Source organism: Gulosibacter macacae (genome assembly GCF_003865375.1).
GTDB classification, from domain to species: domain Bacteria; phylum Actinomycetota; class Actinomycetes; order Actinomycetales; family Microbacteriaceae; genus Gulosibacter; species Gulosibacter macacae.
Map to the genome: position 1 here is coordinate 114,441 of NZ_RQVS01000006.1, position 24,980 is coordinate 139,420.

General features: G+C 64.5%; 18 protein-coding genes and 1 pseudogene. 10 read left to right on the plus strand and 9 right to left on the minus strand.

Annotated features, from left to right (window positions below; all coding sequences use genetic code 11):
- The first annotated feature begins 58 nt into the window (after nt 1-58).
- From EG850_RS06380 to EG850_RS06395, 4 genes and pseudogenes are all read left to right on the plus strand, one after another.
- A pseudogene (locus EG850_RS06380) lies at nt 59-1,384 on the plus strand (MFS transporter).
- 32 nt (nt 1,385-1,416) lie between these two features.
- A complete protein-coding gene (locus EG850_RS06385) occupies nt 1,417-2,799 on the plus strand; it encodes an FAD-dependent oxidoreductase (protein ID WP_124971669.1) in 1,383 nt (460 codons plus the stop codon).
- Nucleotides 2,796-4,145 carry an FAD-dependent oxidoreductase gene (locus EG850_RS06390; RefSeq protein WP_124971672.1) on the plus strand — a complete coding sequence of 450 codons (1,350 nt, stop codon included), beginning with the start codon at nt 2,796-2,798 and terminating at the stop codon, nt 4,143-4,145. Before EG850_RS06385 ends, EG850_RS06390 begins: the two co-directional genes overlap by 4 nt.
- A gap of 5 nt (nt 4,146-4,150) precedes the next feature.
- Nucleotides 4,151-5,704: an FAD-dependent oxidoreductase gene (locus EG850_RS06395; RefSeq protein ID WP_124971675.1), complete on the plus strand. Its 1,554-nt coding sequence runs from the start codon at nt 4,151-4,153 to the stop codon at nt 5,702-5,704.
- Nucleotides 5,705-7,082: 1,378 nt separating this feature from the next.
- On the opposite strand, the gene purL is transcribed toward EG850_RS06395, so the two are convergent.
- From purL to purS, 7 genes are all read right to left on the minus strand, one after another.
- Nucleotides 7,083-9,380, minus strand: coding sequence for a phosphoribosylformylglycinamidine synthase subunit PurL (gene purL / locus EG850_RS06400; protein WP_124971678.1), 2,298 nt, complete (start codon nt 9,378-9,380; stop codon nt 7,083-7,085).
- A 65-nt stretch (nt 9,381-9,445) separates the two neighbouring features.
- Nucleotides 9,446-10,975, minus strand: a complete 1,530-nt coding sequence (locus tag EG850_RS06405; protein ID WP_124971681.1) for a phytoene desaturase family protein — start codon at nt 10,973-10,975, stop codon at nt 9,446-9,448.
- Between the two features lie 188 nt (nt 10,976-11,163).
- Complete coding sequence (locus tag EG850_RS06410) at nt 11,164-11,748, minus strand: hypothetical protein (RefSeq protein ID WP_124971683.1); 585 nt, start codon at nt 11,746-11,748, stop codon at nt 11,164-11,166.
- A gap of 35 nt (nt 11,749-11,783) precedes the next feature.
- Nucleotides 11,784-12,239: a DUF3817 domain-containing protein gene (locus tag EG850_RS06415; protein ID WP_185714966.1), complete on the minus strand. Its 456-nt coding sequence runs from the start codon at nt 12,237-12,239 to the stop codon at nt 11,784-11,786.
- Between the two features lie 64 nt (nt 12,240-12,303).
- On the minus strand, nt 12,304-13,299 hold the full coding sequence (locus tag EG850_RS06420; protein WP_185714967.1) for a DMT family transporter: 996 nt from the start codon (nt 13,297-13,299) through the stop codon (nt 12,304-12,306).
- A gap of 157 nt (nt 13,300-13,456) precedes the next feature.
- Nucleotides 13,457-14,152: a phosphoribosylformylglycinamidine synthase subunit PurQ gene (gene purQ, locus EG850_RS06425; RefSeq protein WP_124971689.1), complete on the minus strand. Its 696-nt coding sequence runs from the start codon at nt 14,150-14,152 to the stop codon at nt 13,457-13,459.
- A gap of 2 nt (nt 14,153-14,154) precedes the next feature.
- Complete coding sequence (gene purS / locus EG850_RS06430; protein WP_124971691.1) at nt 14,155-14,508, minus strand: phosphoribosylformylglycinamidine synthase subunit PurS; 354 nt, start codon at nt 14,506-14,508, stop codon at nt 14,155-14,157.
- A 141-nt stretch (nt 14,509-14,649) separates the two neighbouring features.
- On the opposite strand from purS, the gene EG850_RS06435 reads away from it, so the two are divergent.
- On the plus strand, nt 14,650-15,846 hold the full coding sequence (locus EG850_RS06435; protein WP_235829234.1) for an AI-2E family transporter: 1,197 nt from the start codon (nt 14,650-14,652) through the stop codon (nt 15,844-15,846).
- 360 nt (nt 15,847-16,206) lie between these two features.
- On the opposite strand, the gene purD is transcribed toward EG850_RS06435, so the two are convergent.
- The gene (purD, locus tag EG850_RS06440; protein WP_124971695.1) at nt 16,207-18,537 is read right to left on the minus strand and encodes a phosphoribosylamine--glycine ligase; all 2,331 of its coding nucleotides are present in this window, start codon (nt 18,535-18,537) and stop codon (nt 16,207-16,209) included.
- Between the two features lie 165 nt (nt 18,538-18,702).
- Between purD and EG850_RS06445 the strand changes: the two genes are divergently transcribed.
- From EG850_RS06445 to EG850_RS06455, 3 genes are all read left to right on the plus strand, one after another.
- Nucleotides 18,703-19,059: a sterol carrier family protein gene (locus EG850_RS06445; RefSeq protein ID WP_124971697.1), complete on the plus strand. Its 357-nt coding sequence runs from the start codon at nt 18,703-18,705 to the stop codon at nt 19,057-19,059.
- Nucleotides 19,060-19,327: 268 nt separating this feature from the next.
- Nucleotides 19,328-19,633 carry a hypothetical protein gene (locus EG850_RS06450; protein ID WP_124971700.1) on the plus strand — a complete coding sequence of 102 codons (306 nt, stop codon included), beginning with the start codon at nt 19,328-19,330 and terminating at the stop codon, nt 19,631-19,633.
- Nucleotides 19,634-19,821: 188 nt separating this feature from the next.
- A complete protein-coding gene (locus EG850_RS06455) occupies nt 19,822-21,072 on the plus strand; it encodes a TsoY family (seleno)protein (RefSeq protein WP_124971702.1) in 1,251 nt (416 codons plus the stop codon).
- A 107-nt stretch (nt 21,073-21,179) separates the two neighbouring features.
- On the opposite strand, the gene purF is transcribed toward EG850_RS06455, so the two are convergent.
- Entirely contained in the window at nt 21,180-22,637 is a 1,458-nt protein-coding gene (gene purF, locus EG850_RS06460) for an amidophosphoribosyltransferase (RefSeq protein WP_124971704.1), read from the minus strand.
- 116 nt (nt 22,638-22,753) lie between these two features.
- Here purF and EG850_RS06465 point away from each other — a divergent pair, with 116 nt between their 5' ends.
- Together EG850_RS06465 and purM are read left to right on the plus strand one after the other, a co-directional pair.
- On the plus strand, nt 22,754-23,521 hold the full coding sequence (locus EG850_RS06465; protein ID WP_185714968.1) for a tyrosine-protein phosphatase: 768 nt from the start codon (nt 22,754-22,756) through the stop codon (nt 23,519-23,521).
- A gap of 180 nt (nt 23,522-23,701) precedes the next feature.
- Nucleotides 23,702-24,802: a phosphoribosylformylglycinamidine cyclo-ligase gene (gene purM, locus EG850_RS06470; protein WP_124971708.1), complete on the plus strand. Its 1,101-nt coding sequence runs from the start codon at nt 23,702-23,704 to the stop codon at nt 24,800-24,802.
- Nucleotides 24,803-24,980: the final 178 nt, after the last annotated feature.

Sequence of the window (24,980 nt, forward strand, 5' to 3'; positions counted from 1 at the left end):
ACCCAGGTCTGACGCACCGCGTCGAACCCATATTTCTCAACGAAGAGGAAGAGAACCCATGACCATTTCAAGTGACGCACCAGTCATTCAGCCAACCAAACAAACCGACCAGGGTAAGCGCGCCTCGCTCGCCGGCTTCTTCGGTAGCGCCCTCGAGTACTTCGACATGTACATCTACGCGTCGGCGTCGGCGCTCGTGTTCAGCCGCATCTTCTTCCCGGATGCTGGAGCCACCGGTCTCCTCCTCTCACTTGCCACCTACGGTGTCGCCTACCTGGCTCGCCCCCTCGGTGGCTTCCTCGCCGGCCACTTCGGCGACCGCTTTGGCCGCAAGGCGCTCATGATCTTCGCGCTCATGCTCATGGGCGTTGCGACCTTCCTCATCGGCTGCCTCCCGACCTACGACACGATCGGCATCTGGGCGCCGGTCATGCTCGTCGCGCTGCGCCTGATGTAGGGTCTCTCGGTTGGTGGCGAACTGCCGGGTGCGGCCTCGCTCACCCTTGAGCACGCACCTGCGAATAGCCGTGGTCTCTACACCTCGTGGCTCGTCACTGGTATTTGGGCGGGCTACATCCTTGCGACCCTTGCCTTCATCGGCGTGACGGCACTGCCCGAAGATCAGATGCTCGACTGGGGCTGGCGCGTGCCGTTCTGGGCCAGCGCGATCTTGGTGATCGTCGGTCTCCTCATCCGTCGCACCCTTGAAGACCCAGAGGTATTCACTGAGAAGAAGGAGCAGGGTGAGGTTGCCCGCGCACCGATCGGTCTCCTCCTCAAGCACCAGCCGCTCGACGTCGTGCGCGTGATCTTCGCCGCGTTCCTCATCGTCATCAGCTCGACGGTGCCGGTGTACGGCCTCACTTACGCGACGAACGTGATGAAGATCGATGCCGGCGTGATGCTCTGGGCGGTCGTCGTCGGTTACGCCACGGCAATGATTTCTCAGCCCCTGTTCGCCAAGCTCAGCGACCGCATTGGCCGCAAGCCCGTGCTCGTCGGTGGCAACCTCATTGGCGCAGCAGCTGTGTGGGTGTTCTTCTGGGCTATCGGTGCCGCGAACATTCCGATGATCTACCTCGGCATCTTCCTCTGCATCACGATTGCCTTTGCCTGCACGAACGCCGTGTACCCGGTGTTCTTCGCTGAAATGTTCAACGTGAAGTTCCGTGTTTCGGGCATGGCCATCGGCCTGCAGCTCGGCATCGTCGTCACCGGCTTCTCGCCGACGATCATCCAAGCCATGTCGACCGCGAACGACAACGCCTGGTGGCCCGCGGCCTTGCTCACGACGATCGCCTGCCTCATTTCGATCGCTGCCATCCTCACCGCCCGTGAGACCTACAAGACCCCGCTCGACGAGCTGGGCCGCACCATCGACTAATTCGGTCGACTGAGCGAAGGGAATGTGAGTTCGTGAACACGTCTGAGACGTTCGACCTCGTGGTGTTGGGTGCCGGTATCGCCGGCCTCACCACCGCGACGGCGGCTGCCGAGCGTGGCCTGCGGGTCGCGCTGGTCGAGAAGACCGAGGCCGTTGGTGGCTCATCCGCGATGAGTGGTGGCTGGTTTGCCTTTAGCGGTACCCCAGAACAGGATGCAGCGGGTGTCGACGACTCCGCCGAGTTATTCCTGCAGGACATGCTTGAAGTTGGCGAGCACCGCAATGACAAGACGCTGCTCGACGCATACCTGGCGCGACAGGAGCAGGCCGCTGCCTGGTTGCGCGACCACGGGGCCGTGTTCACGCAGGTGGAGATCAGCTCGGGTCAGTCGGCCAAGCGCAGTCACCTCAGCGACATCAAGGATGTGCTCGCGAAGCTCCACGCGGCGTTCGAGGTAGCTGGGGGCACCAGCTACCTCGGCCACCGCGCCACTCGACTGGTTGTCGAGGGGGAGCGAGTCGTGGGCGTGCAAATTGAGGCGGCCGATGGCATCCTCGAATTGCACTCGCGCGGCGGCGTCGTCATCGCAACCGGCGGGTTCAGCCGTGGAAGCGAAATGCTCAAGGTGTTTGCGCCCGACCAACTCGCCGCCATTCCTTACGGCGGCAAGGGCAACACGGGTGACGGTCTGCGCATGGCCTGGCGGCTGGGTGCTGGGATGGCCGACATGTCGTTCGTGAGTGGCACTTATGGTTCGCATCCCGACACCACCGATGAGTTCCACGAACTCCTTACTGCCTACTACCTCGGCGCGATCATCGTGAACCAATCGGGGGAGCGGTTCACCGACGAGGCGCAGTCGTATAAAACGCTCGGCCGCGAGGTGCTGAAGCAGCAGGATGGACTTGGGTACCAGATCTTCGACGCGACGGTCCGTGCGAAGTCGGAACGCGGCGTGCCGTTGAAAGACATGGACACGCTCGAAGACATCGGGCACCTGCATCGCGCCGACACGCTTGCTGAACTTGCGGACATCATCGGTGTCGATGCCGATGCTCTCGCGGCCACAGTTGAGGCCTACAACCGCGTGGTCGGCGGCGAAACCGTCGACCCGCAAGGCCGCACGAGTCTCTGCAATGGAGTGGGCGAGCTGAAGCCGATCGCGCAAGCACCGTTCTTCGCCTACCCGGCCAAATCACTGATGACGACGACCTATTGCGGTGTGACCATTACGCCACAGGGCGAGGTCACCAATGTCGATGGCGAAGTCATCGATGGCCTCTACGCCGTCGGTGAGGTGACCGGAGGGTTCCACGGGGCCGCCTATATGACGGGTACGTCACTCGGCAAGGGCGCGGTGTTCGGCAACATCGTCGCGGAGACGGTGGCTACACGCTTGGGGGAATCCCAATGAGCGAGCAGTCACGCAAGCACGTCATTGTCGTCGGATCGGGACTCAGCGGTTCGTCCGCTGCCCTACACGCTTCGCGTCAGGGCGCCCGGGTCACCATCCTGGAAAAGTCGGCACAACCAGGCGGCTCAACTGCGCTTTCTGCCGGGATGTTCTGGACCGCGCCCGATCTCGAGGCGTATCGCAAGCGCATCCCGCTCGGTCGCGTCGATCTCGCCGAGCGCCTCATGAACGAATACGAGACCGCGGTCGCTGAACTCCGCGCGATGAATGTGCGAGTGGCCGATGAGCCGATGCACGAGATCATGACCTTCGGCATCGGCTTCTCAACCGACATCCACGGCATCCTCCAGTCTTGCTGGGATGCGGTGGTTGCTGGCGGTGGCGAGCTCGTAACGAACGCGCCGGTTGTTGACCTCGTGATCGACGACAACCGAGTCGTCGGCGTGGTCACTCGTGCTGAAGATGGCACTCTCGGCGAATACCGCGGTGACGCTGTGACCATCGCCACCGGCGGTTTTCAGGGCGACCGTTCGGCGCTTGCGCAGTACCTCGGCCCGAACGCGCAACAGGTGCAGTTCCGCTCCAACCCGGGCAGCACCGGTGATGGGCTAAGACTCGCGCAATCGGCGGGTGCTGACCGTGACGGCGCCATGGATACGTTCTATGGTCACTTGCTGCCCTACCCGCTCGAGCGGTTTGAGGCCGAGAACTTCCTCCCGTACTCGCAGTACTACTCGGGGCACTGCATCCTGCTCAATCAAAATGGCGAGCGGTTCTCTGACGAAACTGTCGGCGATGAGATTCTGAATCAAGACCTCGCGCGCGAGCCAGGAGCGCTCGGTGTGCTGATCTTTGACGATCATGTGCGTCGCACCGAGGCGACTTCCGAGCCGTTCCCTGGGCTCGGGGCGATTGACCGGGTGCAGATCGCGGCCGATGCAGGCGGTCGGTATGCGTCGGCTGACTCACTTGAGTCATTGCTCGACGCGGTTGCCGAGTGGGGGATCGACCGCAGGCGGCTGCAGGATACGGTCGATGGCTACCTCGCGGCAGTGGCAGCGGGCGGGGATGCGGCAGCTGCTGTTCCCGTGTCGGCGGCGGCCCGAGCACCGCAGACCGGCCCTTTCCACGCCCTCATGGTGCAGCCATCGATCACCTTCACCTTCGGCGGCATTCGCACGGATGCATCGGGTGCGGTCATCGATCACCGCGGCGAGAGGGTGCCGGGGCTCTTCGCTGCCGGCGCCGATATCGGTGGGGTCTCAAATCATGGTTATGCGGGTGGGCTCGCACCCGCCTACATCACGGGTCGCTGGGCCGGACTTTCGGCCAGCGGAGAGGACTGAACGAAATGACGAGGACAGTCGACGTACTGGTTATCGGCGGCGGTGGCTCGGGCATGGCCGCGGCGATTTCTGCGGCAACGAGTGGCGCATCCGTATTGGTGCTTGAGAAGCAGTCGAAGCTGGGTGGTAGCACCGGCATGTCGGTCGGTTCGTTCACGGCGGCGAACACGGCGTACCAATATCGGGCCGGAGTGAACGACTCGATTGAGCTGTTCATCGAGGATATGGTCACCGCGAATGGCGAATTCGAGGAGCGCGAGAATCAGTCGCTTCGACGAGTGCTCGCAGAAAACGCGGGGCCGACGCTCGAATGGCTCTCGGCGCTCGGCGTGCAGTTTCTCGGCCCGACTCCGGAGCCGCCCTATGAGAAGCCGCGCATGCACAATGTGCTGCCGAACTCGCAGGCGTATGTCGCCGCGTTGAGTGCTGAATGCAAGCGCCGTGGTGTCGAGCACCGTGTCGGTATGCGGGTCGATGCTCTGCTACAGAACGCGGCTGGCGAGGTCATTGGCGCCAGGGCGAACGGCCAGGACTTCATTGGTCGCCGCGGCGTGATTCTCGCGACCGGTGACTACTCGTCGTCGCTGACGCTGAAGCGCGAGTTTGTTGGGGCGGATGCGGCACAGGTGCCCGCCGTGAACACCGGCAATACCGGTGACGGCATCATTCTCGGTGCTGCGGCCGGTGGCCAGATGACGCAGATGGATCGGCTCTACGAGGGATTGCGGTTCGCCCCGTCGACGCGACCCGACCTTATCAAGTCGCTGCCCTATCACCCGCTGCTCGCGAAGGTGATGCGCTTCTCGGTTGAGAAGCTGCCGAAGAAGCTCATTGCCGGAATCATTCGTGGCGCGCTGACCAGTTGGATCGGCCCGAACAACACCATGTATCACGCGGGTGCCGTGCTGGTGAATGGTGCCGGCAAGCGAATCACCAATGAAGAGACTGACAAGGCGTTGGCACGGGCTGTTGCGGCAGATGCGCAGAACCTCGGATTCATGGTGTTCGATGCGCCCGTGGCACGGAAGTTCTCGGCCTGGCCGAACCCGGTGTCGACCTTCCCGGGCGTGGCATATGCCTATGTGCAGGACTACAAGCGCTTCCGGCCGGATGTCTATCACCAGGCCGACACGCTTGAGGAACTCGCGGCATCGATGGGTGTGAATGCTGCAGCGCTGCGATCGACGGTGGACTCGTGGAACGCCTCGGTGCAGTCGGGCGAGGATGAATTTGGCAGGAAGTACCTTGGCGCTGGGATTAGCCAGGGTCCGTTCTTCGCGCTCGGGCCGATGCACTCGTACATCACGCTCGCCGATGGCGGTTTGCAGGTTGATGATGCGTTGCAGGTGACCGATGCGTCGGGCGCCGCGATTCCGGGCCTGTGGGCTGCCGGATCGACCGGTCAGGGCGGACTGCAACTGCTCAACCACGGGTTGCACATCGGTTGGGCGATGGTGTCGGGTCGCGTGGTCGGCCGCAATGTTGCTGCGCAGGATGTTCGCGGTGACCTCGTTCCTGTCGGTGACGTGAAGGGCGATGCGCGGTTCTGGGAGGCTTGATCGCACAGTGAACCGGCCCGGCGACTAAGCACCAAGGCCGATGTGGTGAGGCCAGTGCATCTGTCCTCGGATCGCTAGGGGCCCGACGGGGACTCTGTGTTGAGCGCGATGAGACCCTCATGTCTAGTGCGTGGATTCAATTGTTCACAAGCTTGAAATCCCGCAGGCCCTTGACGGCTGCTGTTCCACTGAGTGTGAGGGAACATTCCGGTTCTCAGTGCTCATCGAGATGCACTGTTCTTCTCCTATGAGCTTTAGTTCTTGAACGTCGTTGCTGTCGGGTGCCAAAACGCCACATCCGATCTAGCTCTGGGTTCAGACAAGGTGGGGAGGAGGCTCAGGTAATCACGGAAAGCATTGCCTATGTTCAAGGCAAAGAGCGATCCACACCTCAGGGTAGATAATCCATGCAAGTTGACATTCGATGTTCGCAATGCGATTCGATCTCGCGCATCACTCACCGCGACGACGTGCGTAAGGCGATGACGGGCACGAAATACATTTGTAGAAACTGCAAGCCGCAGAAACTGGACCTGTCACAGAGTCCTGTTCAGATTCCTGGCATTCCGTCGGAAGGCCCGATGGGCAAGAATCGGCGGACCGGGAAGCCACGGCAAAAAGCAGGCAAACCCATGTGGTCCGATTCGTTAGCGCCCAACGTTGAATCAACAACAACTGGATCGTTGCCGGGCACTAGGTTGCACAGAAAAGGTCGAAAGAAATCTCGGCAGTCGACGAGTGACAAGGTCAGGGCGCAGCAGAAAGCCGCGAACAAACGGGAAATCTGGCAAGCAAAGCAGGGCGTGTTGCCACCCGGTTGGAAGATATGTCCCCAGTGCGGCTCTCTTCCTCGTATGAACAAGGATGGGATCTTTTTCCCTCACCAAGGAAAGCGAGGATCGCCCTGCGACTACGTGGGCCCTTCACCTGCTTGGCTGCGCAAGTTGAAGGACGATGAAGAAAAGATAAGGCAGGCACGGATTGAGCCAGCTCCGAAAAAGTTGCCAAGCGTGTACGTGCGTATTGTTCCGGGCGGTGCGCCCGGGACAAGGCGGTAGAGGTACTTTAATTGCTTGGTATTCAAGACTCTGCGGATGCATTGACCGGGAGGGGCTCGAGACGCGGTTGTGCAGTTTCTCGACCAGAGACGGAAAGACCGACGCCTGAAAACAATTGTCGGACGAGTAGGGCCTAAGGGCCGTATCGAAATCACGCCTTGGAGCGCGGCCTCGATACGGCCTTCGGCCTACTCGACCAGCCAAGTTGAGGTGGGACGGCGGTCTCGATACGCGGCTACGCCGCTACTCGACCAACCACGCTGGGGTGGCGCGGCGGTCTCGATACGGCCTTCGGCCTACTCGACCAGCCAGGCGGCGCGCTACTCCGAGACGACGGCGCCGAAGCGGCTCGGCAGCGTCGCGCCGCGGATGGCTTGGAGCTCGGCGACGGGCACTGAGAACAGGCCCTGCACGTCGAGCACATCGCCGTCCGAAACACCGATGCGCAGCACCGGGAAGCCGCGGGCCTCGCACATGTAGGTGAACTTCACGTCGTCTTCACGCGGCACTGACACGAGCACGCGGCCGGTCGACTCCGAGAACAGCGCCGTCGCCGCATCCACGCCATCGCGCTTCAACAACTCATCGAGCACGACGCGCGCACCGATCCCAAAGCGAACCGCAGACTCCACTAGCGCCAGCGCCAATCCACCCTCAGACAGATCGTGCGCCGAACCAAGCAGGCCCTCGCGCGATGCACCATTGAGCAGCGATGCGAGCGACTCTTCAACCGCCATGTCAACAGCCGGCGGCAGACCGCCGAGGTGGCCGTGCACAACATCGGCCCACACCGAGCCCGAAAGCTCTTCGCGGGTCGTACCCAACAGGTACAGGTTGTGGCCCTCATCCTGCCAACCGCCGGGTACGCGCAGGTCGACATCATCGAAGCGGCCAAGCACCGCCACGGTCGGGGTTGGGAAGATCGGCGTGTCACCGGTCTGGTTGTAGAACGACACATTGCCGCCGGTCACCGGAATCGACAGCTCAAGGCAGCCATCGGCGAGACCCTCAACGGCCTGGGCGAACTGCCACATCACCTCGGGGTTCTCGGGCGAACCGAAGTTCAGGCAGTCCGACACGGCCATCGGCACGGCACCGGTCGCGGCAACGTTGCGGTACGCCTCGGCAAGCGCCAGGCGCGCACCCTCACGCGGGTCGAGTTGCGCGTAGCGACCGTTCGCATCCATCGCCAACGCCACACCCATGCGCGACGACTCGTCAACACGAATCACACCGGCATCTTCGGGGTAGGCAAACGCGGTGTTGCCACCGACGTAGCGGTCGTACTGGTCAGTGATCCACGCCGGGTCAGCGGCATTCGGCGAACCGAGCAGCGCCAAGAACTGCTCACGCAACTCCTCACCCGACGAGGGTCGCGCCAACTTCTCCGCACCATCAGCCTGCAGCGCATCCAGCCACTCGGGGCGGTGCTTCGGGCGCTCGTACACCGGACCATCAACGGCCACGGTGGTCGGGTCGACATCGACGATGCGCTCGCCCATCCAGTCGATGATCAAGCGGCCCGTGTCGGTGACCTCGCCGAGGACGCTCGTTTCGACCTCCCACTTGTTCACGATCGCCATGAACGCGTCAAGCTTCTCTGGCTTCACGATCGCCATCATGCGCTCCTGCGATTCCGACATGAGAATCTCTTCAGCAGTGAGCGTCGGGTCGCGCAAGAGCACATTGTCGAGCGAAATGTGCATCCCGCCATCGCCCGCAGCGGCAAGCTCAGAAGTCGCGCACGAAATACCGGCGGCGCCGAGGTCTTGAATGCCCTCAACGACGTCTTCCGCGAACAGCTCGAGGCAGCACTCGATGAGCACCTTCTCGGCGAACGGGTCGCCCACCTGCACCGCCGGACGCTTCGACGGGCCATCGGCCTCGAACGTCGACGACGAGAGCACCGAAGCGCCACCAATACCGTCGCCACCGGTGCGCGCACCGAAGAGCACGACCTTGTTGCCAGCGCCGCGCGCATTCGCGAGGTGCAGGTCTTCGTGGCGCAGCACGCCCACAGCGAGCGCGTTCACGAGCGGGTTGCCCTGGTAGATCGGGTCGAACCAGGTCTCGCCGCCAATGTTCGGCAGGCCGAGGCAGTTGCCGTAGAACGAAATGCCGCCGACGACACCGTGAATCACGCGCGCAGTATCTGCGTGGTCGATCTGGCCGAAGCGCAGGCCATCCATCACGGCAACCGGGCGCGCGCCCATCGAGATGATGTCGCGCACAATGCCGCCGACGCCGGTCGCGGCGCCCTGGAACGGCTCGATGTAGCTCGGCGAGTTGTGCGATTCGACCTTGAAGGTCACCGCCCAGCCGTCACCCACGTCGAGCACGCCAGCGTTCTCGCCCATGCCGACCATGAGGTGCTCTTGCATCTTCTCGTTGGTCTTCTGGCCGAACTGGCGCAGGTAAATCTTCGACGACTTGTAGGAGCAGTGCTCTGACCACATCACCGAGTACATCGCCAGCTCGCCCGAGGTGGGGCGGCGGCCAAGAATCTTGCGAATCTGCTCGTACTCGTCGGTCTTGAGGCCGAGCGACTCGTACGGTTGCTCCTTCTCAGGCGTCGCCTTGGCGTTGTCGACGGTGTCGGGAACGTGCTGGATGCTCAACTGACGGCTCCTCGGAACGGATGCGGACGGCAAAAATCGCCTAGGCAGAGTCTAGCCCCGGGTCACTACCCTGCGCGGCGCGCGGCATCGGCGAGCGCCGTGCGCGCGGCCCAGGCTCCCGGCATGCCGTGCACTCCGGCGCCCGGCGGTGTCGATGCCGACGCGAGATAGAGGCCCGGGGCCAGTCGGTGCGGAGCGAGCGTGAATCCCGGGCGAAAGAGCACTTGCCGACCGGTCATGGCCCCGCCCGCAATATCGCCGCCGACGAGGTTGGGGTTCCATGCCTCAAGTGCCGCTGGACTCGACTCGCAGTATTCCAGGATGCGGTCGCGAAACCCGGGTGCAAACCGCTCGATCTGCGCTTCGATGCGTCCGCGCACTTCGCCAGGATGCGCATCCCGATACCCGAAGGGCACGTGGGCATACGCCCAAATGATCGTGCGATTGCTCGCGCGGCTCGGGTCGGCTGCCTGCTGCTGGCAGACGATGACCATTGGATGCGCCGGGAGCCGCCGGCTTGCCACCTCGGCTTCGGCGCGCACGAGTTCGGCGGGGGTGCCGATGACGTGCACGGTGCTTGCCTGGCCAACCCGCGCATCGCGCCACGGCACCGGGCCGTCAAGAAGGAAGTCGACCTTGTAGGCCGCGCTCCCATGCCGCCAGCCGCGCAGCCTGCGGGCGGTGGCGGGCGGAAGCGCGTCACCATCGCGCGTGAGTGCCAGCACCTGGCGCGGTGTGAGGCTGAGCACGGAGGCAGTTGCCGGCGGCAGCTCACGCAGATCACGCACCTCGTGCCCGAGGTGCAGGCGACCGCCGTGCGCTTCAAGCGCGCGCGCGAGCGCATCCGTAATTGCACCACTGCCACCGATGGCGACCGGCCAGCCGCTCGTCTGCCCGAGTGCGCCGAAAAGTGTGCCGAACGCCGCGGTCATTGGCTGCGTGAGTGGCGCCATCGCGTGCGCGGCCGAGCCGAGCAAGAACGCGCGGGCCGCGTCGTCTCGAAAGGCAACACGAGCGAGCGCAGTGGCCGAGGGCAACGCCGCCGGCACGATCCGGGCGAGATCAACCGGATGCGCGGGCCACCGCAACATTGGCGCGAGCAGATTCTCGAGATGGCGATCGAGGCGTCGCACGAGCGGGGCGTGCACGCGCTGCCACGCGGATGCATCCTGGTCGAACTGCGCGGCAGTTTCGGCAAGTGAGTGGTGCAGGAGTGCCGCCGGACGGTCATCGAACGGATGCGCCAGGGGGAATTCTGCCCGGCACCACTCGAGTCCATAGCGTTCGAGTTCGAGCTCGTGAAATACCGGGCTCGCGGCCCCGAAAGGATGCGCGGCCGCACCGAGATCGACGATCGTGTCGGGGCCGAACACCGGTGCTGAGGCTGCGGCGCCACCCGGACGCGCCGCTCGCTCATACACGTCGACCTGCCAGCCCGCACGGGCAAGTAGCGCGGCCGCGGTGAGCCCGTTTGGCCCCGCACCGACTACGACGGCACGCGAGCGCTCGGGCTGCGCGACAGCTCGTTGCGTCGTCGGTGACGGGGACTTTGGCGAAATCGAATCCGGCGCATCCTGCGGCTGATCAGCAGTCATCGCGTCACCCCTGCAGCGGTCGAATCGAGATTCCGAGGCGATGCACAAAGCGCTCGAACTCGGTGAAATCAGTTTCAACGTCGCCGAAGCAGGTGAACGAAATGAGCAAGTAATTCTCACTCAAATTGAACGGGCGAACCGCGTGGTAAGCGGTGCCGTTCGCGGAATCAACGCGGAGTATGCGCAATTCAACTTCCTCGACGCGGCCGGGGAAACTGTGAGCGTCGACCCAAAGCGTGCCCACCTCGGTGACCGTTTGTGAAAAAATTGGTGACCAGGCCGAGGTACTCGGTGATGAGCACTTCGGTGGCCTCGGCGTCATTGCGTGGAGTGTCGATGCCTGTATCAGCTTGCACGCCAGTCTCGGGTAGCCGGGGTTCTTCCCGAATAATCCTCAACCAACCTGACTCGGCATTCGCGAGACAATCGCTCTCGTTGGTCCAGGTTTTCAACTCGTCGGTTTGGTTGCCCTCGGGCGACCAAGTGCTGGCAACGTTTGACGAAATCCAAGGCTGGCGCACATTCGAGTTCGCCGAGAGCGGGTACTTCGGCAGATCGGCAATGACACGGCCACCGAATGCGGCAGCGATGCTCACGATGATGACAAGTGCGGCAAGAAGGGGCGCCTTGGTGCGGGCATTGAACCGGCCGCCGTTGGGTGTTGACGCGCTCACTGCCGCCGGTGCAGACGCTGGCGGTGGCACAGCTCCATCCGCAGCGTCAGGCGCATACGGTGATCGCGGTGGATCACTCGGCGGGTGCTCGTCGGCCATGGCGTCACCTTTCACGCGGCGCTATTGGCGCGAGCCTACCTGCCGATCGCTGGCGTCAGGATAAACAAGAAGGCGGCAATTCCGATGCAAATCAGGGTGATCGGATGCGCGAAGGTCCAGTCGACGACACCGCGCAGCTTGGCGAGCACCGGCGCCTCGCGCCACGCTCGGGGCGAGTCATCGTGCCAGGATGCGGGCACAAGGCCGCGTCGCTCGACCCACCAGTCAAACAAGAGGGTTGCGAACGGCGGAATTGCGCTGAGCCCACCGAGGAGCATCACGTGCCAGGGCCAGCGGCCGGCCACCGCAATCACGAGGCCGAAAAAGAGATAGGCAATGAAGGCGACGCCGTGCGCCGAGCCGGCGAACGCGACGAGCGTGTCGCCGAGCTCCGGCGCGAATCCGTACTTCGCGGCCATACCGAAAAGCAGCGCAGCCCAGGTACACGCTTCAACGACCGAGATGATGCGCAGCAAACGGGATGGGGTCACCCGATCCACCCTAGTCGGGGTGCTACGAGCGTAGAGGCGCTCGCATTTGGTGGCCGGTGCAGCCCTATTTCGCACGCGAGGTCATCGCGATGAACCACACCGCCGCGATGATTGCGGCGATACCGGCCCACTGCATCCAGGTGATGTGCTCGCCAAGAATGAACAGTCCGCCGAGCACCGCCACCAGCGGCTGCACGAGCAAGAGCGTCGAGCCGGTTGCCGTTTCGAGCCGGGGCAGGGCAGCTGTCGTCCCCATCCAGCCAATCACCTGCCCGAATAGCGCCATGGCAATCAGGATGAGCAAGGGGCCGATCTCGGGCGTCAAGTTGGGCGCGCCAAAGAGCGAGGCGATCGAGGTGCCCACCACCATCGACATGAACGCGGCAAGGAAGGCCTGCGTCGCGGCATGCCCGTGAGACGGCGCCCGACCGACGATGAGCACATAACCCGCGTAGGCGAAGCCCGAGGCAGTGGCGAGCAACACTCCGATGAGCACATCCGGGCCGAGCGCCCCCTGCTCGAGTGCGCCACTGATGAGCACAATCCCGGTGAGCATCACCGGAATCGCCCAGAGGAATGGTCGACCGATGCGCTCGCGGAAGACGATGAGCGCGAACAGCGGCACGATGATCACCTGGATATTGCCCGCGACGGTCGCCACACCCGCGCCCGCGAGCATCATGCCCGGTGTCCAGAGACCCAGGTCGATGCCGAAAAACACGCCCGCGAGCAGGTGAATCAAAGTGTGGCGCCGGTTCAGCGGGCCATTCATGCGCCACTCGATGATCGCGAGCACGGCGAGGGGGATGAGCGCGATACCAAAACGGAAGAGCACGGTCGTCGCGGCGTTCTCACCCGAGAGCAGCATGAGTACCGGGCCAATGCCGACCGCGGTAGATGCGACCACAGCAAGGAGCCGCGCATCCACCCGCTCGAGAAACCCGAAGATTTCGCGCGATTGCCGAGCGCGCTCGACCGCAGGTGACCCGGTCGAAATCACCGGAATCGACGCAGTGATTGGCGTCAGCGAAGAGCCGATGATCGGGACTTGCCCGGTCACCGGCTCTTTGGAGTTGTCGGAAGGTTGCATGTGGGGTGTTGAGTCGAGATGACGGTGGTGGTCATGATGCGCTTCGCTACCCTTCGAGCGGTGCCCTGAGGCTCTCGAAGGGTAGGCCGAAGGCCGTATCGAGCCCCCGCAGCCAGTGAAGAGCGAGCTACGCCTGCGCGAGGCTCCGCAACACGCTCGCGAACATACCGAGACCATCGATGCCCGAGCGCATCCGCTCAGGAGTGTCAGGACCAAAGCCCGGCTCCACCGCGTGCTCGGGGTGCGGCATGAGGCCCACCACATTGCCGCGCTCATTGCGCAGACCCGCGATGTCGTTGAGCGAGCCGTTCGGGTTCACACCGAGGTAGCGGAACGCGACAAGCCCCTCGCCTTCGATGCGCTTGAGCGTCTCGTCATCGGCGATGTACGCACCCTCGCCGTTCTTGAGCGGAATGGTGATTTCTTCATCCTGCTCATAGGCGTTCGTCCACGCGGTGTCGATGTTCTCGACGCGCAGACGCTGGTCACGGCAGACAAACCGGCCACCGGCATTGCGGATGAGGCCACCCGGCAGCAGGTGCGACTCGACGAGCATCTGGAAGCCATTGCAGATGCCGAGCACGGGCAGGCCCTTGTTTGCTGCATCCTTGAGCTCGGCCATGATCGGTGCGCGCGAGGCGATCGCACCGCAGCGCAGGTAGTCGCCGTAGCTGAACCCACCAGGCAACACGACTGCATCCACGCCCTGAAGATCGTGGTCGGCGTGCCAAAGGGCAATCGGGGTGCCGCCAGCGATCTCAACGGCGCGCTGGGCGTCGCGATCGTCGAGCGAACCCGGGAAAGTGATAACTCCGACGCGCATGACTAGGCCTGCTCGTGGTTCGCGACAGCCTGCTGGTCGCTCGAGGCGCCGGTCGGCAGGAAGCCATCGTCGGTGACCGTCTCGGTCTGCGACGGGTCGAAGGGCTCGTCTTCGGCCACATCGATCGAGATGACGTCTTCGATCACGCCGTTCGAGAGCAACTCGTCAGCGAGCTTCGCGACCTCGTCCATGAGTTCAGCGGAAACCTCGCGGTCAGTGACAATCTCAAAGCGCTTGCCGATGCGCACATCGGTGAAGTGGCCCTGGCCGCCACCGGCGAGCGAGCGCTGCACGGCCTTTCCAGCCGGATCGAGAAGCTCCTGCTTCGGCATGACCTGCACGATGATCTTCGGCATCGAAACTCCTGACGTTGACGCGGCGGCGATGAAACATTCGGGGGACACCCTGAATGTGGCGGCGGATACCCTTTGACATCCTAGTCGGGTGACCGGTGCATCGTCGCCGCGTGCACACGGTCGAGTAATGAGGGGATGCGGATGCACCAGGCACAGGAACACGAGCAGGGTCGATTGCGGATGCCAGCGCGCGTCGGTGACCTTTGGCGCGATGGGCTCGGCGTCGTCTCGACTCGATCGGTGCAGGTGCTGGTGATTCTCGCCGTGGCGGCCGTCACGATTTGGGGCCTGCAGCAGGTGTCGCTCGTGGTGATTCCGCTGCTTCTCGGCCTGATTGTGGCCGCGGCACTCGCGCCGCTCGTGTCGTTGCTCGTGCGTCGCGGCTGGCCGCGGGTGCTCGCCACCGTGACGGTGCTGCTCGCGCTCGTGGTGGTGCTCGGTGGTGCCATTGCGATCGTTGTTGCGCAGGTGGCCGACAAGTGGGCGCTGCTGTCTGATCGCACGCTCGATGGCGTGAATCAGCTGATCAGCTGGTGGAACACGACCTTCCCGCAGTTCGAACTGAATCAACAGAACATCAACGAGCTTTGGGCCACCGTGCAGGGCTGGATCTCGAACCTCAACTACGGTGCGCTCGGCTCTGGTGTTGCGGCCGGGCTCGGTAGCGTCGGCGCGTTCGTCGCCGGGCTTGTGCTGTTCATCGTCATCCTGTTCTTCTTTGTGAAGGACGGGCCGATGATCTGGTCGTTCCTCATTCGTCCGCTCAAGGATGCGCAGCACCGTCGCGCTGAACTCATGGGTACCCGCGCGGTTGCCGTGCTCGGTGGCTATGTGCGCGGCACCGTGATCGTGGCGCTCGTGGATGCGATTTTCATTGGCCTCGGACTCGTGATTCTGCAGGTGCCGCTTGCGATTCCGCTTGCGCTCGTGGTGTTCATTTGTGCGTTTATCCCAGTCGTGGGCGCGACGCTCGCCGGGGTGATTGCGGCGCTCGTGACGCTCGTGACGAATGGGTTTGTGCCGGCGATTATCGTGGTCGCGATTGTGGTGCTCGTGAACCAGCTCGAGGGGAATCTGCTCTCACCGATCGTCCTTGGCAAGTCGCTCGCGCTGCACGAACTTGTGGTGTTGCTCACCTTGACCGTCGGTACCGTGCTGGGCGGCATCATCGGCACGCTGATTGCGGTGCCGTTGACTGCTGTTGGTTGGGCGCTCGTGAAGGCGTGGACTGAGCCGTTGCCAGCGCTGGAACAGGATGCGGACGGCGAGAGCATGGCCGAACGTTGGCGCGCCGCCCGCGAACGGGCACTTGCCCGTCGCGACGCGAACGCGAGCTGAGGCGCAGCCGATTCGCACGATGAGGCGCAGCCCCCGTCGCGCGGGTGCTCGCTCCGCGGCTTTGGCGCAGCAAAGTCGCGCGCTGAGGCCTGGCCAAGTCGCGCGTTGAGGCCTGGCCAAGTCGCGCGCTGAGGCCCTCGAAGCGCCCCACCCCTGACCCTTCACGCCAACCCCGAGCCTTGTTTCGAGCCTTCACGCCATACCTGGGCGATGCATGGGTCGGGTTTGGCGTTTTTGGTCGGGTTTGTGGCGGGTGTGCGAGCGAAAGTGACCTGCGTGCATCCAACTGTGAGCGAAAACACCGAGTGGGAGCCCCACGGGACTCCCACTTAGCGTTTTCGCTCGTACTTGTGGCGCCGGCTACACCCCGAGCCGTTCGAACAGCTCTTCGTAGCGGGCGCGGGTCTGCTCCACGATCTCCTCGGGTAGCTCCGGCGGTGTGCCGGTGCCATCCCAGTTCTCGGTAAGCCAATTGCGCACGATCTGCTTGTCGAACGACGCCAGGCGCACGGCCAACGGCAGCGACTCGTCGGCGTAGGCATGCGCATCCCAGTACCGCGATGAGTCAGAGGTGAGCACCTCGTCACCGAGCGTGATCTCGCCAGTTTCGGGGTCGCGACCAAACTCGAACTTCGTGTCGGCCAGAATCAGGCCGCGCTCTTCAGCAATGGCGGATGCTTCGGCAAAGATCCGCAGCGACAGCTCGCGCAGTGCCGTGGCCGCATCCTCGCCAATGAGTTCGACGGTGCGCTCGAACGAAATGTTCTCGTCGTGCTCACCCTGCGGCGCCTTGTGCGCCGGGGTGTAGATGGGCTCAGGGAGGCGGTCGCCGTCGTTCAATCCCTCGGGGAGCTCGATGCCGCAAACGGTGCCCGAGGCCTGGTACTCCTTGAGACCCGAGCCGGTGAGATAGCCGCGCACAACGCACTCGACGGGGAACATGTCGAGCTTCGCCACGCGCATGGCGCGAGCCGCGATGTCATCGGTCAGTGCCGCATCCCAGCCCGCGGTTTCACGCAGGTGGTTCGGCACATCGAGGCGATCAAACCACCAGCGCGACAGGCGCGTGAGCAACGCACCCTTCGCGGGAATCTCGGGCTCGAGCAGGTGATCGAAGGCCGAGACGCGGTTCGAGGCGATGATGAGCAGCGCATCCCGGTCATCGTCGGACTCGTAAACCTCGCGCACCTTGCCCGAGTAGATGTGGTGCCAGCCGTCGAGCTGCGGGTGACGCACCGAGTTGAGGTTGAAGCCGCGCGACTCGGCGGTGGCGGCAGCGATCGGTGTCTCTGACAGCTTCGGGGCCGGCGTTGCGGGTGCCTCAGGGTTCGGGTCGATGTCACTTGCGGCTTGGTCAGCGGCCGCGGCGGCGAATACCTCGGTGCTCGTGAGCGCGCCGTCGCGGGCGAGCATCGAGTCTTGGGTCGCCGCACCAATCTGCGCGATGTCGGAGCGAATCTGCCCACCCTCGAGCTCGATGTGGCCGAGGGCTTGATAGGCGCCGCGGCGGGCTTCCTGCAGGGTGGCGCCGGTGGCGACGACGTTGAGCACCCGGCCGCCGGTTGCGATGAGGGACTCGCCGTCGGGGCCCTGGTCGGTGGCGGCGTGGAGCACGCGCGCGCCGTGTTCGGCGGCGGCGTCGAGCCCGTGCAGTTCGCGGCCGGTGATGACGCTCTCGGGATAGCCCTCGGATGCGAGCACCACGGTGACCGCAGCGTTGTCGTTGAGCTCTAGCGGGCCGTGCTCGTCGAGCGTGCCGTTCGCGGATGCGAGCAGAAGCGCCGAGAGCGGTTCGGCAAGGCGCTCGAGCACAACCTGCGTCTCGGGGTCACCGAAACGAGCGTTGAACTCGATCACGCGGATGCCTGCGGCCGTGACGATGAGGCCGCAGTAGAGGAGACCCTGGAACGGGGTTCCGGCCTCGCGCATGGTGTCGACGACAGGCTGCGCCACCTCGTCAATGACCTGCTGCATGAACGCCTGCTCACCGCCAAAGCGGTCGTTGAGGAACGGCACCGGCGTATAGGCGCCCATGCCGCCGGTGTTGGGGCCAGCATCCTCGTCAAGGAGGCGCTTGAAGTCTTGCGCGGGCGGGAACGCGCGCACGGTGTCACCGTCGCTGAGGCAGAAGAGCGAGACCTCTTGCCCGTCGAGAAACTCTTCGACCAGCAGGGGACCGGATGCGAGCCACTGCTGCGAGTGCGCGATGGCGGCTTCGCGGTCGCTCGTGACGATGACGCCCTTGCCTGAGGCGAGGCCGTCGGCCTTGACCACATAGGGCGCGCCGAATTCGTCAATAGTGGCGACGAGTTCGTCGAGGTCGTGACAGAGCTGGGCTCGGCCGGTGGGGACCTCGGCGCGCTGCATGATGTCTTTCGCGAAGGTCTTTGAGCCCTCGAGCTGCGCGGCGGCGCGGGAGGGACCGAACACCGGGATGCCCTTCGCGCGCACCGCGTCGGCGACTCCGGCGACGAGCGGGGCTTCGGGGCCGATGACGACGAGGTCGACATCTTCGGTGCGGGCGAAGTTGGCGACGAGGTCGGGCTGCGTGCTGTCGAGGCGGATGCGCTCGGCCTGATCGGACATGCCGATATTGCCGGGCGCGACGATGAGCTGGTGCTCACCCTCATTGGCGAGCGAGGTGACGATGGCGTGCTCGCGCGCGCCCGAGCCAAGTACAAGAATCTTCACGCTTGCCAGGCTACCGGGCTGTGGGACGGGCGGGCGCTGGCTCGCCCGCGTGCTGCGCAGGTGAGGCCGCGCGCAAGTGGCCCTCTCGTGGTCAAATGGCCCAACCATGGGTGGGAGAGTTCGCCATGAGAGGGGGAGTTGCGAGCCGCGCGGCAGAATGGGTGCATGGCACGGGGACGAATTGAGGATGCGGCAGGGCTTGCGGCCGTGCACGCCTGGTCGTCGGGGGATCGCTCGCGGCAGGTGGTCGCGACCGCGGTGCGGTGGACACTGCAGGCGCTCGCCGATCGGGCGCCGGGCAAGTCGGTCGAGGTGCGGGTGCCGCCCTTTGGTGCGGTGCAGTGCGTGGAGGGCCCGGGGCACACGCGCGGCACACCACCGAACGTCATTGAGCTGGATGCGGAGACCTGGCTTTCGCTTGCGACCGGTGCTTTGGGGTGGGCTGCTGCGCTCGCTTCAGGTGAGGTGCGCGCCTCCGGCGTGCGGGCCGATGTGTCGTGGGCGCTGCCGCTCGTGCGCTGAGGGGCCCGTGGTCTCGATTCGTCGCTGCGCTCCTACTCGACCGCCCAGTTGTTGGTTCGTCGAGTAGGCCGAAGGCCGTATCGAGACGCCCGCGGGTGGGCCCGGTGGTCTCGATTCGTCGCTGCACTCCTACTCGACCAACCAATAGGGGGTGGGTCGCTGCGTTCCTGCTCGACCACCCAATTGTTGGTTGGTCGAGTAGGCCGCAGGCCGCATCGAGGCCCGCTTAGAGAGCGTCAGCACACAACGACAGGGGATAATGGCAGGCATGCCTTCCGATGAAACCCAGCCGTCCGCATCCGAGTCGCCGCGCGAACTCAACGCCGTCGTGCGTCGCAGCGCCAAGCTCAGCTCATTCATGTGGCTCGGCGCGATCGTCGGCGCAATCCTCGCGGCGATCCTCACGTTTGCGTTCCCAGAGCATCCCGAATTTAGCCGTGGTCAGGTATTCGGCTTCTTGCTCGTGTTTGTGACCGCGCTCTCGGTGCTGCTCTTCCTCGTCATCGGACTCATCGTCAACTTCTTCGTTGGTCGCCGCACCGGCACAGCCACCATCACGCGCGTCGACGACTAGGTCGACGATTTCGTCACAGATACGCCCCCTCGAGGTAGATGCACTTCGAGGGGGCGTATTCGTGACGAAATCACGCGCCCAGCCACGGGCGGGTTGACGTCGCGGCCGGTTGCACTCCGAAAATATACCCCCTAGGGTATCTGGCGAGGTCCCGCATCCGGGCCGCATCCTCGACACAAAGGATTCGAATGCTCCGCAATCTCGGCGAGAAGTACTCGCCCCTCTACTTCCTCGCCGCCCTCGGCGCAGGCGGCATGGCGACGTTCTTCTTCATGTATTTCATGTTCCTCACGCCGCACCCGGCCACGCCGATTCCGACCTTCAACTCGATCAATGCCGCTTGGGTCGCCGGTGACGGAGTGTTGCGGGCACTCATCGCCGTGGGCTACATCGGCCAGGTGTTCTTCGTGCTGCTCCACCTCGTGCTCCTCGTCTGGAACCTCCGCGAGTTCGCCGCCTTCCGCGAAACTGCCGCCTACGACAAGCTGCGCGCGAGCAATGCCGGGGTCACCCTCATGGCCATTCCCCTCACCCTCGCGATGACCCTGAACGGCCTCTTTGTTGCCGGTGCGACGCTCGTGCCGAACATCTGGGACGTCATCGAGCTGCTCCTCCCGATCGCGCTCCTCGTCTTCGGTGCGATCGGCGTGCTCGCCCTGCGTATCTACGGCAGATTCGTCACTCGCATCTTCACCGGCGGCTTCTCATTCGAGGCGAACACAGGCATGAACCAGCTGCTCGGCTCGTTTGCCTTCGCAATGGTCGGCGTGGGTCTCGCCGCAGGCGCGGCCATGAGTTCGAACATCGCGACGGTGACGGTCGGCCTCATCGGCTCGATATTCTTCATGATCGTCTCGATGCTCGTCTTTGCGGTGATGCTGCCGCTCGGCCTCAAATCGATGCTCCGCCACGGCCTCGCGCCGGTGAACTCGGCCACCATGTGGCTGCCAGTGCCGATCTTCACGCTCTGGGGTATCACGATGGTCCGCGACAACCACGGCCTCGCAACACTCGGGGCGAATGCCGGTGCCGAGTCGCACGTCGGCGGATCGCAGGAACTCATGGTGATTCTCGCCGTGGCGATTGCTGCTCAGGCCGCGTTCTTGCTCTTTGGCCACGCGATTATGCGCCGCAACGGCTTCTACACCGACTACGTGCTCACCAAGAAGCACCAGTCTCCGGTGGCCTTCACCCTCGTGTGCCCGGGCGTTGCGCTGGGTGTGCTCAGTTTCTTCGGCCTGCACGTCGGCCTCGTGCAGAACGGTGTTGTCGAGAAGTTTGGCCCGGTTTACTTGGCCCTGCTCGCGATCATCTTCGTCGTGCAGATCGTCACGATCGTGGGCATGGTTGTGCTGCTGCGCAACCAGCTTTTCCGTGGAGAGGATGCGCTGCCGGCGGGTGCTGCACCCGCCACTCGCGAGCTGGTTGACGCGCGGTAGTTCGTCTCACTCACGCAGACGGCCGCTCGAGGTACGGGTACCTCGAGCGGCCGCATGCGTGAGCGAGACAAAGTGTCGGCTTCGAGAGCTTCAGCACGCGGAGGCGGCTAGCTCGACCGCGTCCGCTCAAGCCACGCGAGGTACTCCGGCGTCACGGTGCCGGTGACGTATTCGCCGGTAAAGCACGACATGTCGAGCTCGGTCATCTCGGTGCCCTCGGTGATCGCGGCAAAGAGGTCGTCGACATCCTGGTAGACGAGCGCATCCGCACCGATGACCGAGCAGATCTCTTCCACGGTGCGCGCCGAAGCCACCAGCTCGCCGCGCGTCGGCATGTTGATGCCGTAGACGTGCGGATAGCGCACGGCCGGGGCGGCCGACGCGAAGTAGACCTTCGCAGCGCCGGCCTGACGCGCCATCTCCACAATCTCCTGCGAGGTGGTGCCACGCACAATCGAGTCGTCGACGAGCAGCACCCGCTTACGCTCGAACTCACGCGGCAAGGCGTTGAGCTTCTGCCGCACCGACTTCTTGCGCACCTTCTGGCCCGGCATGATGAACGTGCGGCCGATGTAGCGGTTCTTGTAGAAACCCTCGCGGTAGGGGAGACCCAGCGTCTGCGCGAGTTGCATCGCCGAGGGGCGGGCCGAGTCGGGAATCGGCATGACCACGTCGATCTCGTCGAGCGGAATCTCGCGCTCGACCTTGCGCGCAAGCTTCTCACCCATGCGCAGGCGGGTGTCGTACACCGAAATGCCATTCATCACCGAGTCGGGGCGGGCGAGGTAGACGTACTCAAATGAGCAGGGTGCGAGCCGCGTCGGGCCGTCGTACTCGCGCGTGTGCAGTTCGCCCGCGGTCGTGATGAACACCATCTCGCCCGGCGCGAGTTCGCGCACGAGCTCGTACCCGCCCGCATCCACGACGAGCGACTCGGATGCAACCACCCACTCATCGCGACCGTTGTCGTCGAGGCGGTGACCAAGCACGAGCGGACGAATGCCGAACGGGTCGCGGAACGCGAGGAGGCCGTGGCCGGCAATGAGTGCGATCGAGGCGTACGAGCCCTCAACGCGCTGGTGCAGGTGGCTCACCGCGTCGAACACCTGGTCGGGGGTGAGATCTTCTTCTGAGATCGAGTTCTGCAGCTCGTTCGCGAGCACGTTGAGCAGCAGCTCGGTGTCGCTATCACTGTTGAGGTGACGGCGGTCGATGTTGAACAGCTCGTCGCTGAGCTCGCGAGTGTTCGTGAGGTTGCCGTTGTGCACGAGCACGATGCCATAGGGCGCGTTCACGTAGAACGGCTGCACCTCATCCTCGTTCTTCGCCGAACCGCTCGTCGCGTAGCGCACGTGACCGAGGCCAACTTCGCCGAGCAGCGAACGCATGTCGCGCGTGCGATACGCCTCGCGCACCTGGCCCTTCGCCTTCACCCGGTAGAGCGTGTTGCCCTCAATAGTGGCGATGCCGGTGGAGTCTTGACCCCGGTGCTGCAGTAGGAGCAGCGAGTCATAGATCTGCTGGTTGACGGGACTGGTCGAGACATGACCGACGATGCCGCACACGGTGAATGGCGCTCCCTTTGGATCGGGCGTGAGAATTGGCCGTTCACCATTCTGTCACTTTGTTGAGCGTCGGTGTGCTCGGGTTCTCAGTCATGCTGCTGGGCGACAATGGCGCTATGCCGACACGAAAACTGCACTGGGATGGGTTCTACAACGCTCGCGACCTCGGCGGCCTGCCGCTCGCCACCGGTGGCGAGACGAAGTACAAGGCCTATGCGCGCTCGGCAGATCTGCGCTTCGCGACGCCCGAGGGGTTGGATGCGGCGTATCGCGACGGCTTCCGCACCGTGGTTGACCTGCGCAATGGCTTCGAGACGCGCACCGTGCCGCGCAGTCCCGAGGAGGCGGAAGCGAACTCATTCCGGGTGCCGCCGGTGCCCGAAGCAGAGTTGCCCGAGGGCATGTTTGGGGTGCGGGTGCCGCTTGATGACACCCATCACCTTGAGTTTTGGCGGCGGATGCACGAAGAGGGTCGCCTCGGATCTCCCCGCTACTTTGGGCCGGTGTTGCAGGAGTCTTCGGGTCGGGTGGTTGAGGTGTTGCGGGCGATCGCGGCGGCGCCTGGCGGCATCATCTATCACTGCGCGGTGGGGCGTGACCGCACCGGACTCGTGACCTTTGCGCTCCTCTCATTGGCGGGAGTGGAGCCGGGTGCGATCGCTGAGGACTACGCGCGCACGCCCGCCGAGCTCGTGAAGTTCTACGAGCGGCTGGAGTTTCCCGACAACTCGCACCGCATCCTGGAAAACCTGGAGAAGACCGGTCACACCCTCGAGTCGGCGGTGCTCGAGCAGGCCGAGGGGTTCGACGCCTGGACGACGCTGCGGAAGGCGGGGCTCACCGATGCCGAGCTCGAGACGCTGGCCGGGCGCCTGCTCGGGTAGCGTGCCCGTCGCGCAACGCATCCGCTAATCCGCTCGCTTCCGACTAAACCGCGCGCTGCAGCGCGCGGTTTAGCCGGAAGCGAGCGGATTAGGGCAGGGGCCTGGGCGCCGACGCATCCCGGCCACGCGTGCTCGCGAGCACGCGCACTCGCGCTGGGCCGCGCGGCTAGGCTGGAGGCCATGAGCGATGACCTTTACGCCACCTCGGGTGTTGACACCGCGGCCGGCGACCGCGCCGTTGAACTGATGAAGCAGGCCGTGCAGGCCACCCACGGCCCCGAAGTTGTCGGCGGCTTCGGCGGATTCGCCGGGCTCTTCGACGCCTCGAAGCTGCAGGGGATGCGTCGCCCGCTCCTCGCCACCTCGACCGACGGCGTCGGCACCAAGGTCGCTATCGCCCAGGCCATCGACAAGCACGACACCATCGGCCAGGACCTCGTCGGCATGGTCGTGGACGACATCATCGTCGTAGGTGCTGAGCCGCTCTTCATGACCGACTACATCGCCTGCGGCAAGGTCGTACCCGAGCGCATCGCCGCCATCGTCAAGGGCATCGCCGATGCCTGTGCCGCCACCGGCACCGCACTCACCGGCGGCGAAACTGCGGAGCACCCGGGCTTGCTCGGACCAGACGACTACGACGTCGCCGGTGCCGTCACCGGTGTCGTCGACGCCGACCGCGTGCTCGGTGCCGAACGCGTGACCGACGGCGATGTCGTCATCGCGCTCGCCGCATCCGGTTTGCACTCAAACGGCTACTCGCTCGTGCGCCGCATCATTGCCGACAACGGCATCGACTACCGCGCGCAGGCCGCTGACTTTGGCACTTCGTGGGGCGAAGCGCTACTCGAACCGACCCGCCTCTACACTGGCGAACTCGTGCGCGTGCTGCGTCGGCCCGAACTTGACGGTGCAATTCACGCGTTCTCCCACGTGACCGGTGGCGGCATCGCGGCGAACCTCGCGCGCGTGCTGCCGCAGGGTTCGTGGATCGAGCTCGAGCGTTCACTCTGGTCGCCGCTGCCGGTGTTCCGCATCCTCACGGATCTCGCGGGTGCGTCGCTCGAGTCGGTTGAGGGCACCTGGAACCTCGGCATCGGCATGTTTGCGATTGTCGACGCCGAGAAGGCGGATGCAGTGCTCGCCGCCTGCGCGCAAGAGGGCCTCGAGGGTTGGGTCGCTGGCCGCATCTCGATGTCGGCGCGCGATCTCGACGGTTTCACGCAGGGTGAAAAGGGCGTCGATGGTGGCGCCGTGCGTCTCGTCGGCAGCTACGCCTAGGGATTCGGCCAGGGCGCGCTAATACGCGCGTTGCCGCCGCATCCCATTCGCTAATACGCACGCTTCCGCCAAATACGCGCGCTGCAGCGTGCGTATTAGGCGGGCACGAGCGTATTAGTGCGCGGATGCGCGCGAGGCGTCGCACCGGACGCGCCACGCACGATGCGCGCCGCAGGAA

Bases quoted from the DNA above. Each gene is read 5' to 3' on its own strand.
- EG850_RS06435 (WP_235829234.1), top strand. From the start codon at position 14,650: ATGCACCAGGCACAGGAACACGAGCAGGGTCGATTGCGGATGCCAGCG.
- EG850_RS06410 (WP_124971683.1), bottom strand. From the start codon at position 11,748: ATGGCCGACGAGCACCCGCCGAGTGATCCACCGCGATCACCGTATGCG.
- EG850_RS06445 (WP_124971697.1), top strand. From the start codon at position 18,703: ATGGCACGGGGACGAATTGAGGATGCGGCAGGGCTTGCGGCCGTGCAC.
- EG850_RS06405 (WP_124971681.1), bottom strand. From the start codon at position 10,975: ATGACTGCTGATCAGCCGCAGGATGCGCCGGATTCGATTTCGCCAAAG.
- purQ (WP_124971689.1), bottom strand. From the start codon at position 14,152: ATGCGCGTCGGAGTTATCACTTTCCCGGGTTCGCTCGACGATCGCGAC.
- EG850_RS06450 (WP_124971700.1), top strand. From the start codon at position 19,328: ATGCCTTCCGATGAAACCCAGCCGTCCGCATCCGAGTCGCCGCGCGAA.
- purS (WP_124971691.1), bottom strand. From the start codon at position 14,508: ATGCCGAAGATCATCGTGCAGGTCATGCCGAAGCAGGAGCTTCTCGAT.
- EG850_RS06395 (WP_124971675.1), top strand. From the start codon at position 4,151: ATGACGAGGACAGTCGACGTACTGGTTATCGGCGGCGGTGGCTCGGGC.
- EG850_RS06390 (WP_124971672.1), top strand. From the start codon at position 2,796: ATGAGCGAGCAGTCACGCAAGCACGTCATTGTCGTCGGATCGGGACTC.
- EG850_RS06455 (WP_124971702.1), top strand. From the start codon at position 19,822: ATGCTCCGCAATCTCGGCGAGAAGTACTCGCCCCTCTACTTCCTCGCC.
- EG850_RS06465 (WP_185714968.1), top strand. From the start codon at position 22,754: ATGCCGACACGAAAACTGCACTGGGATGGGTTCTACAACGCTCGCGAC.
- purM (WP_124971708.1), top strand. From the start codon at position 23,702: ATGAGCGATGACCTTTACGCCACCTCGGGTGTTGACACCGCGGCCGGC.